Source organism: Streptomyces sp. NPDC006140, assembly GCF_040628815.1.
Taxonomy (GTDB): domain Bacteria; phylum Actinomycetota; class Actinomycetes; order Streptomycetales; family Streptomycetaceae; genus Streptomyces.
On sequence record NZ_JBEXTS010000007.1, the window covers coordinates 121246 to 136527 of the forward strand.

Annotated in this window: 9 protein-coding genes; 1 reads left to right on the top strand and 8 read right to left on the bottom strand. The window is 73.7% G+C overall.

The annotated features are described in order from the left end of the window. Positions 1-146: 146 nt before the first annotated feature. A complete protein-coding gene (locus ABZ386_RS19880) occupies positions 147-971 on the bottom strand; it encodes an IclR family transcriptional regulator (protein WP_351335972.1) in 825 nt (274 codons plus the stop codon). 49 nt (positions 972-1020) lie between these two features. Between ABZ386_RS19880 and ABZ386_RS19885 the strand changes: the two genes are divergently transcribed. Beyond that, entirely contained in the window at positions 1021-2733 is a 1713-nt protein-coding gene (locus ABZ386_RS19885) for an IlvD/Edd family dehydratase (protein ID WP_351335969.1), read from the top strand. 36 nt (positions 2734-2769) lie between these two features. On the opposite strand, the gene ABZ386_RS19890 is transcribed toward ABZ386_RS19885, so the two are convergent. From ABZ386_RS19890 to ABZ386_RS19920, 7 genes are all read right to left on the bottom strand, one after another. Next, positions 2770-3951: a GTP-binding protein gene (locus ABZ386_RS19890; RefSeq protein WP_351335966.1), complete on the bottom strand. Its 1182-nt coding sequence runs from the start codon at positions 3949-3951 to the stop codon at positions 2770-2772. Positions 3952-4026: 75 nt separating this feature from the next. Next, the gene (locus ABZ386_RS19895; protein ID WP_351335963.1) at positions 4027-5313 is read right to left on the bottom strand and encodes an MFS transporter; all 1287 of its coding nucleotides are present in this window, start codon (positions 5311-5313) and stop codon (positions 4027-4029) included. 298 nt (positions 5314-5611) lie between these two features. Then, positions 5612-8113, bottom strand: a complete 2502-nt coding sequence (locus ABZ386_RS19900; protein ID WP_358965385.1) for a transglycosylase domain-containing protein — start codon at positions 8111-8113, stop codon at positions 5612-5614. Between the two features lie 159 nt (positions 8114-8272). Beyond that, the gene (locus tag ABZ386_RS19905) at positions 8273-9427 is read right to left on the bottom strand and encodes an NAD(P)/FAD-dependent oxidoreductase (RefSeq protein ID WP_358965386.1); all 1155 of its coding nucleotides are present in this window, start codon (positions 9425-9427) and stop codon (positions 8273-8275) included. Further along, positions 9424-9669, bottom strand: a complete 246-nt coding sequence (locus tag ABZ386_RS19910) for a helix-turn-helix transcriptional regulator (protein WP_114256902.1) — start codon at positions 9667-9669, stop codon at positions 9424-9426. Before ABZ386_RS19910 ends, ABZ386_RS19905 begins: the two co-directional genes overlap by 4 nt. After that, entirely contained in the window at positions 9669-10160 is a 492-nt protein-coding gene (locus ABZ386_RS19915; protein WP_351335954.1) for a DUF2975 domain-containing protein, read from the bottom strand. Before ABZ386_RS19915 ends, ABZ386_RS19910 begins: the two co-directional genes overlap by 1 nt. 32 nt (positions 10161-10192) lie before the next feature. Beyond that, positions 10193-15097: an SDR family NAD(P)-dependent oxidoreductase gene (locus ABZ386_RS19920; protein WP_358965388.1), complete on the bottom strand. Its 4905-nt coding sequence runs from the start codon at positions 15095-15097 to the stop codon at positions 10193-10195. Positions 15098-15282 lie beyond the last annotated feature (185 nt).

A 15282-nucleotide genomic window follows, 5' to 3' on the forward strand; every position in this document is an offset into this window, starting at 1 on the left:
GCGGACCGTGGCGCGACGACGCCGGACAGTTCGACGTATGTCTCGTCGTCCACGCGGGCGACGGGCTTGTCGGCGCCGATGGGGCCTGTGCGCATGAGGTGCATGGGGCGATCTCCGGAGTGTCGGCGGGGCGTGGAGTCAGGGACTCATCGGTGCGGGCGCGCCAGCGGGCCGAGCGCGGCCCGGATCTCGTCGGCGGCTTCGGCCAGCGTGTGCAGGGGTGTGCGATAGGCCAGGGCGCTGACGCTCACAGCACCGCTGGGTGCCGTGGGCGAGGCCGCGTAGACGGGTACCGCGAGACAGTTGACGCCGGGTTCGTTCTCCTGGTCGTCGAGGGCGTAGCCCTGTTCTCTGACCGCCCGCAGCTCGCTGTGCAGAGCCTCGGCCGTGCGGCACGTGTGCCTGGTCCGGGGCTCCAGCGGCGAGTCGCCGATCCAGTCCCGGACCGCTTCCAGGGTGTCCAGCCGGTGGGCCAGCAGCAGTTTCCCGACAGCGGTGGCGTGGGCGGGGTTGCGGCCGCCGATCGTCGAGGTCAGCCGGACGGCTCCGGTGGGCGGGTCGACCTTGGCCCGGTAGACGATCTCCCGGCCGTCGAGGACCGCGTAGTGCGCCGTCTCGCCGAACCGGCGGGCCAGAGCGTCCAGTACCGGGCGGATGCGGACGTGCTCGGGGCGGGCCTCGTGGTGGGCGAAGGCCATGCGCAGGAACTCGTCCCCCAGCAGATACCGGCCGCGCGCGTCCTGCCCAGCGAGACCCGCACGGCGCAGGGCGCCGAGGGCGCGGTGCACGGTCGGTTTCGGACTGCCGATCGCCCGGGTCAGCTCCTCCAGGCCCACGCCCCCGGGGTAGCGGGCGAGTTCCTTGAGGACGGCGAGGACACGGTCGGAACCGACCAGACGACCGCCGGCGGCGGGTTCCGAATCGTCCCCGCCGTGGTCTGTCGGTCCTCCGGGGAGCTGCGTATCCTCCATGATGTTCCAGAGGTTAGACCCCCGTACCAAATACTGGAAAGAGGCGGGTGTGAAGCTGCGCAGCGCACAGTGGTACGCAGGTCAGGACCGCAACGCCTACATCCACCGGGCGTGGATGCGACGCGGCGTCCCGGGCGACGCCTTCGACGGCCGTCCGCAGATCGCCCTCGCCAACACCGCCTCGGACCTGACGCCGTGCAACGCCCATCTGACCGAGGTGGCCGCCTCCGTCCGCGACGGCGTGTACGAGGCCGGCGGCATCCCGCTCGAACTGCCCGTCGTCTCGCTGGGGGAGACCCAGATGCGGCCCACCGCCATGCTCTGGCGCAACATGGCGGCGATGGCGACGGAGGAGATGCTCCGGGCCAATCCGATCGACGGCGTGGTCCTGCTCGGCGGCTGCGACAAGACCATCCCGGCGCTGCTCATGGCCGCCGCCTCGGTGGACCTGCCCGCCGTCGTCGTGCCCGGCGGCCCGATGCTGACCGGCACCTTCCGCGGCCGGCCGCTGGGCTGCGGCACCGATGTGTGGCGGCTGTCGGAAGAGGTGCGGGCGGGCACCCTCTCCCAGGAGCAGTTCACCCGCTCCGAGTCGGCGATGATCCGCAGCCGCGGGCACTGCAACACCATGGGCACCGCCTCGACGATGGCGCTGGTGGCCGAGGCGCTGGGCACCGTCGTCCCCGGCGTCGCGGGCACACCTGCCCCGGACAGCCGGCTGCTGGAAGCCGCCCACGGGACCGGCCGCCTGGCCGTGGAGCTGGTCGCCGCCGACCGGCGCCCGGGCACCTTCCTGACGAAGGCGTCCTTCCACAACGCGATCGTCGCTCTGGCCGCCATCGGCGGATCGACCAACGCGGTCGTCCACCTCCTCGCCATCGCCGGCCGACTGGGCGTCGACCTGACACTCGACGACTTCGACCGCATCGGCTCCCGGGTCCCGGTGCTCGTGGACCTCCTCCCGGCCGGGCGTTTCCTCATGGAGGACTTCCACCGCGCCGGCGGCCTGCTCGCCGTCCTGCGCGAGGTCCGCGACCTGCTCGACCCCGAGGCGCTGACCGTCACCGGCCGCCCGCTGGTGACGTATCTGGACGAGGCCCCGATCTGGGACGGCGACGTCATCCGCACACGCGCCGAGCCGCTCGTGGCCGAGGGCGGCATCGCGGTGCTGCGGGGCAACCTGGCACCCGACGGCGCCGTCATCAAACCGGCCGCCGCCTCCCCGCACCTGCTGCGCCACCGCGGCCGGGCCGTCGTCTTCGACAGCATCGAGGACTTCCACGCCCGTATCGACGACCCGGACCTCGACGTCGACGCCGACTCCGTCCTCGTCCTGCGCGGCTGCGGACCCAAGGGGTACCCGGGCATGCCCGAGGTGTCCAACATGCCGCTGCCCAAGAAGCTGCTGGAGCAGGGCGTACGCGACATGGTCCGCGTCTGCGACGGCCGGATGAGCGGCACGGCCTACGGCACCGTCGTCCTGCACGTCGCGCCCGAGGCGGCGGCCGGCGGCCCCCTGGCCGTGGTGCGCACGGGGGACGTCATCAGCCTCGACGTCGAAGCCCGCCGCATCGACGTCGATGTTCCCGCCGACGAACTGGCCCGCCGCACACCGAACAAGGCCACGGTCGCCGGCTTCGCCCACCCGAGGCGCGGCTGGGAACGCCTCTACGTCGACCACGTCCTCCAGGCCGACGCGGGCGCCGACCTGGACTTCCTCGTCGGCTCCAGCGGCTCGGAGGTCAGCCGCGAGTCCCACTGACCTGCCGAGCCCCCCTGACCTGCCCGGCCCGGAGTCTCAGGTCCGCGCCACGAGTTCGCCGTGCTCGGGGTGCTCGTGCTCGCAGGTGTCGTCGATGCCGTAGGTGTCCCAGGCGGGGAACGGATCGTCGGCCGGCGGGGTCTCACCGTCCGCCAGCAGGCAGTCGGTGAGCGCGGCGTGGAGCGCCTCGGCGCTCAGGTCCGTGCCGATGAAGACCAGCTCCTGGCCCGCCGGACCGTCGGTGCCGTGGGCGGCGGAGGGCTCGAAGCGTGCGACGGAGCCGGCCTGGGACCACAGCCCCGTCACGTGCGGGCGGCTGGCCAGGGTGAAGAAACCCTTGGAGCGCAGCACCTGGCCGTAGGCGCCGCTGTCCATCTCCTCGGTCACGAACCGCCACAACCTCCCCGGGTGGAAAGGCAGTTCGGAGCGGAAGACGGTAGAGGAGATGCCGTACTCCTCGGTCTCCGGGACGTGTTCGCCGTTGAGTTCCATGACCCAGCCGGGGGCCTGCTGGGCACGCTCCAGGTCGAACAGCCGGGTGCCGAGCACCTGCGCCAGCTCCACGCGTCCGTGGACGGCGGGCACGATCCGGGCCACCGGGTTGAGGCGCGCCAGTGTCGCCCGCAGCCGCTCGGCGGCGGCGTCGTCGACCAGGTCGAGCTTGTTGAGGACGATGACGTCGGCGAACTCGATCTGGTCCATCAGCAGGTCGCTGACGGTGCGTTCGTCGTCCTCGTACTGGTCGAGGCCGCGCTCGGCCAGCTCGTCGCCGGCGGCCAGTTCCGACAGGAAGTTGGCGGCGTCGACGACCGTGACCATGGTGTCCAGCCGGGCGAGGTCGCCGAGCGTGGCGCCGTCGTCGCGGGCGAAGGCGAAGGTGGCCGCGACCGGCATGGGCTCGGAAATGCCGCTGGACTCGATGAGGAGATAGTCGAAGCGGCCCTCGCGGGCCAGCCGGTCGACCTCCTCCAGCAGGTCGTCGCGGAGCGTGCAGCAGATGCACCCGTTGGTCATCTCGACCAGGCGCTCCTCGGTGCGCGACAGCGCGGCCTCGCCGCCGCGCACCAGCGCCGCGTCGATGTTGACCTCGCTCATGTCGTTGACGATGACCGCGACGCGCAGCCCCTCACGGTTGCCGAGCACGTGATTGAGCAGCGTGGTCTTTCCCGCGCCGAGGAAACCGGACAGAACGGTCACCGGCAGCCGGTCGTGCCTCATCCCTGAACCTCCTCCGACGGGCGAGGAAGACGCTATATGAAAACGGATCCCGTTTCCAGTTGTGCCCTCGCGGGCTCAGCCGTGCGGGGCCGGAAGCTCCCGTCCCAGGCGGGCGAGGGGGGACAGCGCGATGATCACGGGGGACAGCATCATGCCCGCCGCCGTCACCAGGAGGCTCGTGCGCAAGCCCCACTCCTCCGCGAGGAACCCGCCGGCCAGCGAACCGAGCGGGGTCATCCCCATGCCGACGAAGGTGATGGTCGCGGCCGCCCTGCCCTGCATCCCGTCCGGGGTGACGGCCTGCCGGACGGCCATGACCGTGACGTTCACCAACTGGCCGCCGCACCCGAACACGAAGCCCACCGCAAGGAGCGCGGGAACCGTCACCGCGGAGGAGCCCTGCAACGCGGGCACCCACAGGAACACGCCGTCGCCGAGCGCCGCCGCGCCCACGAGCACCGCGCCGTGACCGAACCGGCCCGGCAGGCGCGCGGCCAGCAGTGAGCCCAGGAGCGCGCCCGGCCCCGCCGCCGTGAGCGCCAGCCCGACGACGGTGCCCGACAGATGCAGTTCCCGCGGCAGGAAGAGCAGATAGACGGTCATCACGGCCGCGAAGGAGAACTGGAAGGCGGCCGAGGCAAGGCACACGGTCCGCAGCGCGGCGTCGCCGGCGACGAAACGCAGGCCCTCGTGAATGCGCCGCCACACCCGAGGGGCGTGCTCCGGGCGCTCCGGGACCGCTTCGGCTCGGCGGATCCGCCGGATCGACAGGAACGACAGCGCGAAGAACAGCGCGCCGGAGGCCGCGGCCAGAGGCGCCGACAGCAGGGACACCAGCGCACCGCCGAGAGCGGGGCCGCCGATCTGCGCCGCGGACCGGCTGCCCTCCAACGCGCTGTTGCCCGCCACCAGTCGGTCGCGTTCCACCAGCCGTACGAGAGACGCCTGGTACGCCACGTCGAAGAAGACGGACAGGGCCCCGACGGCGAAGGCGAGCGCGAGCAGGGCGGGAAGGCCGAGCCAGCCGAGGAGGGCGGCCAGGGCGGCGGCGCCCAGGGCCAGGGCCCGGCCGGCGTCCGTGAGCACCATCGTCGTGCGGGTCCGCCACCTGTCCACCCACGCGCCGACGAAGAGCGAGAGCAACAGGATCGGCGCCTGCCCCACCGCGCGGAGCACGCCCAGCCGGCCGGGGTCGATGTGGAGCGTCAGGACGGCGAAGAGCGGCAGGACCACCAGGGTCGTGTGTTCGCCGAGCTGGGAGGCCGTCTGGCCCATCCAGAGCCTGCGGAAGTCGGCGTCCCGCCACAGGCTCGGCGGAACGGGCCGGTCGGAATCGGATACGGCGGAGGAAGCGGACGGCACGGGAATCCCTTGTGGTTGCCGACAACGAAGCCCGCCACCGCGCACGGGAGACGTGCACCGGCGGTTCGGGCAGGGGAAGGCTCGCTGTGCCGCAACACCAGGGGCAGCACGCGATGACAGGCCGGTCACGGCCGAAACGTCAACGCGCGCTCAGAACACCGACCATGTCTTCGCTCCTCGGAGTGACTCGCTGCGTGCGCACACTAGCCTTCGATGGCCCGACGCGAAAAGCGATTTCGCTCCCGACCGTTCCCACCGGTGACGGCGGCCCCCGGACGCGGCCCGGCGGGTGAAGGCCTCAGTTCCGCGGACGCATCGACGGCCCGGGGACCTCCCCCTGCCCCTGGCCTCCGGTTCCCGGGCCGAAGAGGCCGCCCGTGGTGCCGGTGCCGGTCTGCGACGGGGAGGGCGACGGGGTCGGGGAGGTGCACCCGCCGGGGATGTCGCTGCACGGCGTGAGGGACGGGGTGGGAGAGGGGGCCGACGGGGTCGGGGAGGGGGTGGGGGACGTGCTGGGGGACGGAGACGGGCCGGGGGACGGCGCGCCGTTCTCGTTCGCGCCCTGGCCGAGTTGCGGCGCGGCGGGGAAGGAGAGCACCGGCCGGCCCTGGAGGGCCGCGGTCATGTAGCCCAGCCAGACCTGGGTGGGCATGTCGGCGCCGAAGACCTTGCTGTAACCGCCCACCCCGGCCATCGACTGCAGGCCCGAGTTCTTCGGGTTCTCCTTGAACATGGCGACCGCCGTGGACAGTTGCGGCGTGTAGCCGATGAACCAGGCGGACTTGTAGTCGTCGGTGGTGCCGGTCTTGCCGGCGGCGGGCCGCCCGAGGGCGAGGGCGTTGGTGCCGGTGCCGTGCTTGACGACGTCCTGCAGGACGTCGGTGACGGTGTCGGCGGTCGAGGCGGGCATGGCCCGGGCGCCGGCGGGAGCCTGGAATCCGGGGAGCTGCTGACCCGCGTGCAGGACCTTGGTGACGGAGTACGGCTGGTGGCGCACGCCGTGGTCGGCGAACGTGCCGTAGGCGTCGGCCATCCGGATGGCCGACGGGGTGGAGGTGCCGATGTAGAAGCCGGCGGTGTCGTACTGCAGGGTGTTGCGCAGCAGACCGGCCTGCAGCGCCTCGTTCTCCACGTTGTCGTAGCCCACGTACTCCCCGAGCTGCACGTACGGGGTATTGACCGACTGCTCCATCGCCTTGCGCAGGGTGATGTACCCCCACTTGGTGGGCGTGTCGTTCTGCTGGTGCAGCAGTCCGGTGGGGTCGCTGCCGTCGGGGAGGTACTGGCCCTGCTGGTTCTTGATCTTGATGCCGTCGTCGCCGTCGAACTTGCTCTCCGGAGTGATGGGCGACGGCGGTTGGCCGGGGGAGAGCACGGCGCCGTGGTCGAGCGCGGCGGCGAGGTCGAACGGCTTGAACGTGGAGCCCACCGGCACGCCGGAGCTGTCGGCGTTGTCGGTGTAGTGGCCCTTGTTCCACCCGTCCCCGCCGTACAGGGCGACGATGGCCCCCGTGGTCGGGTCGACGGAGGCGGCACCGACCTGCACGTTCCGGTCGGCCGCCCGGTGGTCCGGGTCCAGGTGCTGCTTGCGCATCGCCGCCACCGAGGAGCTCAGCGCGGCCACATCGTGCTTGTCGAACGTCGTGTGGATCTGGTAGCCGCCCTCGTTCAGCTGCTCGTCGGTGATCGACGAGTGCTGTTCGACGTACTGCTCGGCGGTCTGCACCAGATAGCCGATCTGCCCGCCCATGGAGTTCCGTCCGCGCATCGGCCCGGGCGTCGGGAAACCGGCGTGCAGGTAACGGTCCTTCTGCGCCGCGCTGATCTTGCCGATGGCCGCCATCCGCCCCAGGACGTACTTCCAGCGGGCCACGGCCGGTGCCCGCTGCTGCGGGTCGTCGGCGTTCATCATCACGCTGGGCGCGTTCACCGTGGCCGCCAGGAACGCGCCCTGGCTGACGCTCAGTTTCTCCACGGGAATGCCGTAGTAGGCCTCGGACGCCGCCTCGATGCCGTAGGCGCCCCGGCCGTAGTAGCAGGTGTTGAGGTAACCCTGGAGGATCTGCCGCTTGCTGAGCTTCCCGCCGATCTTCAGGGAGATCATGATCTCTTCGAGCTTGCGCGAGAGGGTCTGGCTCTGGTTGAGGTACGCGTTCTTGACGAACTGCTGGGTGATGGTCGACCCGGACTGCACCTCACCGCCCTGCGCCATGTGGTAGACCGCGCGCAGGATGCCCTGCGGGTCGACGCCCGGGTCGGTGTAGAACGAGGCGTTCTCGGCCGCGAGGAAATCCCACTGGACCGCGGAGGGCACCTGGGAGAGGGTCACGTTCTGCCGGTCGACCTGGCCGACCTCCGCCATCTGGGAGCCGTCCGACCAGTAGAAGGTGTTCGCCTGTGTCTGCGTGTCCGGATTGACGCTGGGAATGGACACGGTCGCGTACGCGTAGGCCACCGTGGCGAGCAGGCTGCCGCACACCGTCAGGAACAGTCCGGCCAGTTGCTTCCACGACGGCAACCAGCGCCGCACGCCCCGCCTGCCCGCCCGCGGATAGTCGATGAGCCTGCGCCTGCCCGACGGCCGTCGCCGCGATGACGGCCCGGTGCTCCCCGAGGCGCCGCGCCCGGCGCTCTCCGAGGCGCCGCGTGTCCGCGCCCGGCCTTGCCCGCGCGCCGGCCGCCGGTTCGCCGTCCGGGCGGCCCTGCGCATCTCCGCACGCGTCATCCGGGCCTGCCCGGCCGCAGGGGGTGCGGCGTACTCGCCGCCCGGCCAGGACGGTTCGCTGCGGCCATCGCTCATTCTTGGTTGCCTTCGGTGAGTTGCGGAGGGCATGAGCGTAAGCGGCCGCACCGGCGCGAGTCGGACCGTTTGGGCTGATGTTGACCGGCTTATCGGGCAGATATTCCGGTCTTCTTGCAATGTCTCTTGCATTGCCCCGGCCTGCAGAGGGGCGCGTGATCAGCCGCGGGCAGGGGTGGGGAAGGACTTGTCGCCGAAGAGGACCCGGCCGGCCGCGGCCCGGCCGAGCGGGGTGCGCAGCAGGGTGAACGCCGCCCCCGCCACGGCCGGCGTGCGCACCTGGGCCAGCCCCCTGCGCAGCGTGAGCCGTCCTCGGAAGCGGGCGCGCAGAGCGGCACCGTCGTAGGAGGACAGCGCGTCCGGGCGCCCGGACCGCAGTGCGTCGTCGAGGACCTCGGCCGCGAACTCCGACAGCCGCAGGCACGGATCCAGTCCCCCGGCGGTGAGGGGGGAGACCGCGCCCGCCGCGTCCCCCACCAGAAGGCCGTCGGCGCAGCTGATCCGGCGCAGCACGCCACCGACGGGAATCGGGCCGCCGCGCCGCTCCACCGCCTCCGGCCGGTCCGCGGCGGCCAGACCGGGCGCCGACGCGCTGAACCGCCGCAGCGCTTGGCGGAGTCCCCCCGGGAAGCGGTCCGGATAGCCGGCGACGCCGACGTGCGCGTGCCGCCCGTCGTCGACCACCCAGGCCAGGTAGCCGGGCGCGAGCGAGGGGTCGAGCACGCAGTGGAAGGTCGGCGGCTCGTCGTGCCCGGGCAGTTCGAAGACCTCCTCGGCCCCGACCAGCAGGTGGCGGTTCCGGTCGAGCCCGAGGTCCCGGGCGACGCTGGAGCGGGCCCCGTCGGCGCCGACGACGAAACGTGCCCGGACCACGGTCGGCCCGTCGCGACCCACCAGGTGGACGGCGCCGCCCCGGCGGCCGGCGTAGCGCGTGCCCAGGGCGATCCGGACGCCGGCCGCCGTCGCGGTGGCCGCCGTCGCCGTGTAGAGGGGCGCCATGTCGCCCACGCGGTACTCGTCGCGGCCGCTGACCAGGGTCACCGGGCGGCGCAGGTCGGGCGGGTAGAGGACGACCCGTCGGATCGGCGGGCCGAGGTGCTCGGGCGGCAGCGGGAAGTCGTCGAGCGTCTTCCGTACGAAGATTCCCGTGGTGCGGATCGCGCCGGCGAGACTGGCGCGCCGGTCCACCACGAGCACGTCGTGGCCCCGCCGGGCGAGGAGCGTGGCGGTGTGCAGGCCGGCCAGTCCCGCGCCGACGACGAGAACGTCGCTGCGGGTGGTGGCGCCGAGGCAGGAGGTGTCGGCCGGGTTCACAGCTGACGTCCCGCAGGCGTGGCCTCGTCCGCGAGGTGCTCGGCCTCCCAGCGCAGCAGGTCTCCCGGCTGGCACTCCAGCACCTCGCAGAGCGCGGCCAGCGTCGTGAAGCGCACCGCCTTGGCGCGGCCGTTCTTCAGGACCGCCAGGTTGGCGGGGGTGATGCCGACGCGTTCGGCGAGTTCGCCCACGGACATCTTCCGCTTGGCCAGCATCACGTCGATGTCGACGACGATCGGCATCAGATCACCTCGGCCAGCTCTGCCTGCATGCGGGCCGCCTCGACGTCGCGGGCGACGGCCTGGGCGAGCAGCATCCGCAGCACCAGCACGATCAGGGCGACCGCGAACACCGCCAGGGAGACGCCCCCCAGCATCAGGACGATGCCCGGGGCCACGGCCTCGCCCGGGGCCAGCACCACACCCAGCGCGAAGACCAGGAGCGCCGCCGCGACGAACGCGCCGATCACGATGTGCACGTACCGGAAGGCGCCGTCGGAGAACACGTTCCCGCGCCGCACCATCGTCACCAGCTGCCAGACGCAGACCAGCACGGTCTGGGCCGAGGCGATGCCCAGGACCACGATCAGCAGGATCGGGACCCGCCGGTCCGCGAGGACACTGCCCTCCATGTCGTCGGCCAGCAGCGCGACCATCACGGTCTGCACGAACAGCGAACCGGCGAGCAGCGCCACGAGCACGGCCCGCAGCGCAAGCACGGTGATCTTTCCCATCGATGTCCCTTCAATCGAAACGCGATGGAAATCTATCGAGATTCGATAGGAAGGGCAAGGGTGGGCCTCGCGCGCGCCTCGATCCAGGCGCGGATCGCCGACGCGGTGCTCCCGGCGTGTTCCCGCATCATCGTCAGGTGGTCGCCGGGGACGTCCACGACGTCGTGCGCCGTCGGCCAGGACGTGCGCCAGCCGTCACCGTCGGCGGAGTCGGCCATGGCGGGCGTGGGCCGCAGTGCGCGCACGAGGAGCGTGGGCGTGGTGACCGGCTCCGGCGTCCAGCCGAGGAAGATCCGGTTGTACGCCCCCACCGCGGCCAGGACGCTGTCGTCGTCCCCGGCGAAGTCGGGCTGCCCGGTTCCCCGCGGCGGGGGAGCGGCCAGGGACACCAGCCAGTCCGTGCCGCTGTTGTCCGGCGTGACGTGGTACGTGTCCAGCAGCACCAGGCCGGACGCCGCCCGGCCCATGTCTTCCAACCGGTGGGCCACGAGGTGCGCGACGTTGCCGCCCGCGGACCGCCCCACGATCACGAAAGGCCCGTCTCCGACGTGCCGCAGGACGGCCCCTGCCTGCGTGTGCGCCAGCGCGGCGAGGTCCTCCGGTACGGCCGTCCCGGCACCGATCCCGGGATGCGGGAACTCCAGGACGTCGAGGTCGTCCCCGAGGGCACGGTGGAAGCGGGGGAAGTCCCCGCCGTCCGACGGACGCGAGGGGTGGTAGGCCGGGAAGTAGACGATCGCCGGCCGTCCGGAGCCGGGCCGGGCGGGGGAGCGGCGGATCGGGGGCAGCGCGTGCTCGTGGCCCCGCGCGGCCGGGAAGGTGGGCAGGGCCCAGGACGCGGTGACGAGCAGGTGCATCGCGGCCACCGGTTGCCCGGCAGCACGGACGTTCCGGAACAGCGAGGACAGGGTGTGGGCGGGCCGCGCCCCGGGCTCCGGGGTGGCCGGGACGGCTTCGCGGGTGGTTGCGGTGGTGGGGTCTGTGACCTCGCGGGCGGCTGCGGTGATCGGGCCCGTTTCCTCGCGGGCTGCCGTGGCGGTCGCGGTGGGCGCGGCGGTCGGCTCGGTGGGCGCGGTGGTCGGCTCGGTGGGCAGCAGGCCGAGCAGGTGGCGTGCCAGGTCCTCCGCCGTGCGGTGGTCGAAGACCACGCCCACCGGCAGCCGGAGCCCCAGCGCGGTGCTCAGCCGGTTGCGGAGCTGCACCGCCGTCAGGGAGTCGAATCCCAGCTCGGCGAGGGACCTGCCGGCCGGCAGCGCGTCGGCGTCCGCGTAGCCGAGCACGTCGGCCACGTCGGCGCGCAGCAGTTCCGTGAGCGCCGCCCGCCGGTCGCTCACGGGCAGCCGGTCCAGCCGTGCCCGCCAGGCCCCCGGCTCCGGCGTCCGCCCGGCACCGCCGGGAGAACCGGACGCCGTCGCCGTCGCCGCCGCGGCCGTCGGCCGGTCCCGGCGGACGATGCCGCGCAACGGCGGTGGCAGCGGCCCTCCCGGGGACCGCAGCGCGGCGCGGTCCAGCAGGACCGGCACCAGGACCGGCTCGCTCGTGCGCACCGCCGCGTCGAACAGGGCCAGGCCCTGCCGCGTGGACAGCTGCACCAGCACGTCACGCGACCGGGGCCGCCGCGGGGGCTGCCCCGCCGCCATGCCGCCGGTGTGCTCCCACGGGCCCCACGCCAGCGAGAGCGCCGGCAGTCCTTCGGCGGTGCGGCGCAGGGCGAGAGCGTCGAGGAAGGAGTTCGCGGCCGCGTAGTTGCCCTGCCCGGCCCGGCCCAGCAGACCGGAGACGGAGGAGAACACGACGAACGCCGACAGCCCCGAGTCCCGGGTGAGTTCGTGGAGATGCCAGGCCGCGTCAGCCTTCGGCCGCAGCACGGCGGCCATCCGCCCGGGGGTCAGCGAGTCCAGCACGCCGTCGTCGAGGACCCCGGCGGCGTGCACCACGGCCGTCAGCGGCGGCTCCGCGCGCCGGACCACCTCGGCCAGGGCGGCACGGTCGGCGGCGTCACAGGCGACGATGCCGACCCGCGCCCCCGACTCCGCCAGCTCGGCGCGCAGTTCCTCGGCCCCGGGCGCCCGCGAGCCACGGCGTGCGGTGAGCAGCAGATGCCGTACGCCGTGCGCGGTGACCAGGTGACGGGCGAGTTCGGCGCCGAGCGCCCCCGTGCCCCCGGTGATGAGCACCGTGCCGTCCGCGCCGAAGGCGGCCCCCGCGTCCGCGACCTCGTGGACGGCGGCCAGTGCGGGAACCGTCACCCGCCCGTCCCGCAACCGCAGTTGCGGCTCGCCGGTGGCGACGGCCGCGGGCAGCAGCCGCAGCGACTCGGGCCGCCCGTCCACATCCACCAGGACGACCCGGCCGGGCAGCTCCGACTGGGCCGTGCGCACCAGTCCCCAGACCGCCGCCCCCGCCAGATCAGGCACCGGCGCGGTGGCGTCCCGCGTCACCACCACCAGCCGTGAGCCCGCCGCGCCCGGATCGTCCTGGAGGTCCTGGAGCGTCGCGAGCACCCTGCCGGTCAGCTCGTGCACGGCCGCCGGCGGATCGGGGGCCGTCGCGCGGGCCACGGCCGTGACGGCGACGAACTCCGGTTCCCCGGCGCCGGGCAGGAACGCGGCGAGGCCGAGCTCGTCCGGCCCGCGCACCGCCCAGGCGCGATCGGCGACGCCGCGCCCGGAGAGTTCGATGGCGGTCCATTCGGGGCGCAGCAGAGACCCTCGTACGACGTCCTTCGCCAGGCCGGCCTGCTCCGTCTGCTCGGCCTGCTCGGCCGGGAGTTCCCTGGTGGTCAGGGAGTCCACGCGGGCCACGAGCCGGCCGGCCGGGTCGGTGAGGGTGAGCGAGACGGTGTCCGCGCCGGTCCGGGTCACCCGGACCCGTACCTCCGTGGCCCCGGAGGCGTACAGGCGCACCCCGCTCCATGCGAACGGCACCCGGATCGCGCTCGCGTCGGCGGGCGCGGCCAGCAGCGGCGCGTGCGACGCGGCGTCGAACAGCGCCGGATGGAGCCCGAAGCGGCCCGCCTGCGCGGCGTGCGGCGCGGGCAGCCGGACCTCCGCGAAGACGTCGTCGCCGCGACGCCAGACGGCGCCGGCGCCCTGGAAGGCGGGCCCGTACGCGAGTCCCGCCCCGGCGAGGGCGGCGTACGCTCCGCTGAGGTCCACCGCCTCGGCCCCCTCGGGCGGCCATGGAACCGGCTCCTCCTCGGCGGCACGGCCGCGGCCCAGCTGCCCGGAGACGTGCCGGGTCCACGGGACCTCCTCGGCGGACTCCTCCGGCCGGGCGTAGATGTCGACCGGCCGGCGGCCCGAGTCGTCGGGCGCCCCCACCACGACCTGGACCCGTACCCCTGCGGCGCCGGGCAGGGCGAGCGGCGACAGCACCACGAGTTCGTCGACCGTGTCGCAGCCCACCTCGTCGCCCGCCCGCACGGCCAGCTCCACGAACACCGTCGCCGGTACGATCACCCGCCCGGCGACGACGTGGTCCGCGAGCCAGGGGTGGGCCGCGCGGGACAACAGCCCGGTCAGCACCGTCCGCCCGGTGTCCGGCACGGGGAAGGCCGGGCCCAGCAGCGGCTGGGCGTCGGGCGCGTCGGGCGCCTGGAGTGGTTCGTCGAGCCAGTAGCGCTGCCGCTGGAAGGCGTACGTCGGCAGGTCCACCCGCCGCGCGCCGGGACGCGCGTACACCGCCTTCCGGTCGACGGCGGCCCCGGCCACGTGCAGCCGCGCCACGGCCGACAGGAGCGTCTCCGGTTCGTACGCACCGCCCCGGGTGGCCACGGCGAGCACGGAACCGTTCGTCGCCGCGCCGGGCAGGCAGTCGGCGACCGCCGCGGTGAGCACCGGCCCGGGACCGAGTTCCAGGAAGGCGGAGACTCCGTCCGCGGCGAGCCGGTGCACCGCGTCCGCGAAGCGCACGGGCAGCCGGGCGTGCCGCGCCCAGTACTCGGGGGAGCACAGGTCCGCGGCCTGTGTGGGCCGGCCCGTCACCGTGGAGACGACCGGGATGCGCGGCGGCCGGAAGTCCAACTGCTCGGCGGCGCGCCGGAACGCGTCGAGCATCGGCTCCACCAGCGGCGAGTGGAAAGCGTGACTCACCCGCAGCGGCACGGCCCGGCGGCCCTCCGCCTCGAAGCCGGCCGCGACCGCCCGTACGGCGGTCTCCGCGCCCGAGATCACCACCGAGCGGGGCCCGTTGACGGAGGCGATCGCGACCCGGGACCCGAACTCGTCCAGGCGCGACAGGACTTCCTCCTCCGTCGCGTCCAGTGCCACCATCGCGCCGCCCCCGGGCAGGGCCTGCATCAGCCGGCCGCGCGCCGCGACGAGCGTCGCCGCGTCGGGCAGATCCAGCACACCGGCGACATGCGCGGCCGCCAGCTCGCCGACGGAGTGGCCCACCAGCCGGTCGGCCCGCACGCCCCACGACTCCAGCAGCCGGAACAGGGCCACCTCGAAGGCGAACAGTCCGGCCTGGGCGAAGTCCGTACGGTCCACCAGGGCCGCTTCCGGTGAGCCCGGCTCGGCGGACAGCACCACGCCGAGCGGCCGGGGGAGACGGTCGTCAAGGTGCCGGCACGCCTCGTCGAAGGCCGCGGCGAAGACGGGGAACGCGGCGCGCAGTTCGGCACCCATACGCGGGCGCTGGGAGCCCTGTCCGGTGAACAGGAACGCCGTACGGATCTCCGGGTCCGCCACCCCGTGGACGACTCCCGGCGCGTTCCGGCCCGCCGCGAGGGCGCGCAGTGCCTCCAGCATGCGGGTCCGGTCACCACTCGGCACGAGTGCCCGGTGGGCGAGGGCGCCGCGCGACACCGCCAGCGAGTAGCCGATGTCGGCGGTCAGCAGCTCCGGCCGACGCGCCACCGCACTCGCGAGCCGTCCGGCCTGGGCGCGCAGGGCCGTCTCGTCGGCGGCGGAAAGCAGCCACGGAGCGGGCAAGGCCGAGGCCGGCTCAAGAGAACCGGCCGTCCCGGGCGCCGCATGCCCCGGCCTGGCGGAGTCGGCCGTCTCGGGCGTTGCGTCCCTCGGCCTGGCGGAGTCGGCCGTCTCGGGCGTTGCGTCCCTCGGCCTGGCGGAGTCGGCCGTCTCGGGCGTTGCGTCCCTCGGCCTGGCGGAGTCGGCCG

What these genes read in the sequence shown, in the direction of transcription:
- ABZ386_RS19890 (WP_351335966.1), bottom strand. Translation starts at nt 3,951, where the DNA reads ATGAGGCACGACCGGCTGCCGGTGACCGTTCTGTCCGGTTTCCTCGGC.
- ABZ386_RS19880 (WP_351335972.1), bottom strand. Translation starts at nt 971, where the DNA reads ATGGAGGATACGCAGCTCCCCGGAGGACCGACAGACCACGGCGGGGAC.
- ABZ386_RS19910 (WP_114256902.1), bottom strand. Translation starts at nt 9,669, where the DNA reads ATGCCGATCGTCGTCGACATCGACGTGATGCTGGCCAAGCGGAAGATG.
- ABZ386_RS19900 (WP_358965385.1), bottom strand. Translation starts at nt 8,113, where the DNA reads ATGAGCGATGGCCGCAGCGAACCGTCCTGGCCGGGCGGCGAGTACGCC.
- ABZ386_RS19915 (WP_351335954.1), bottom strand. Translation starts at nt 10,160, where the DNA reads ATGGGAAAGATCACCGTGCTTGCGCTGCGGGCCGTGCTCGTGGCGCTG.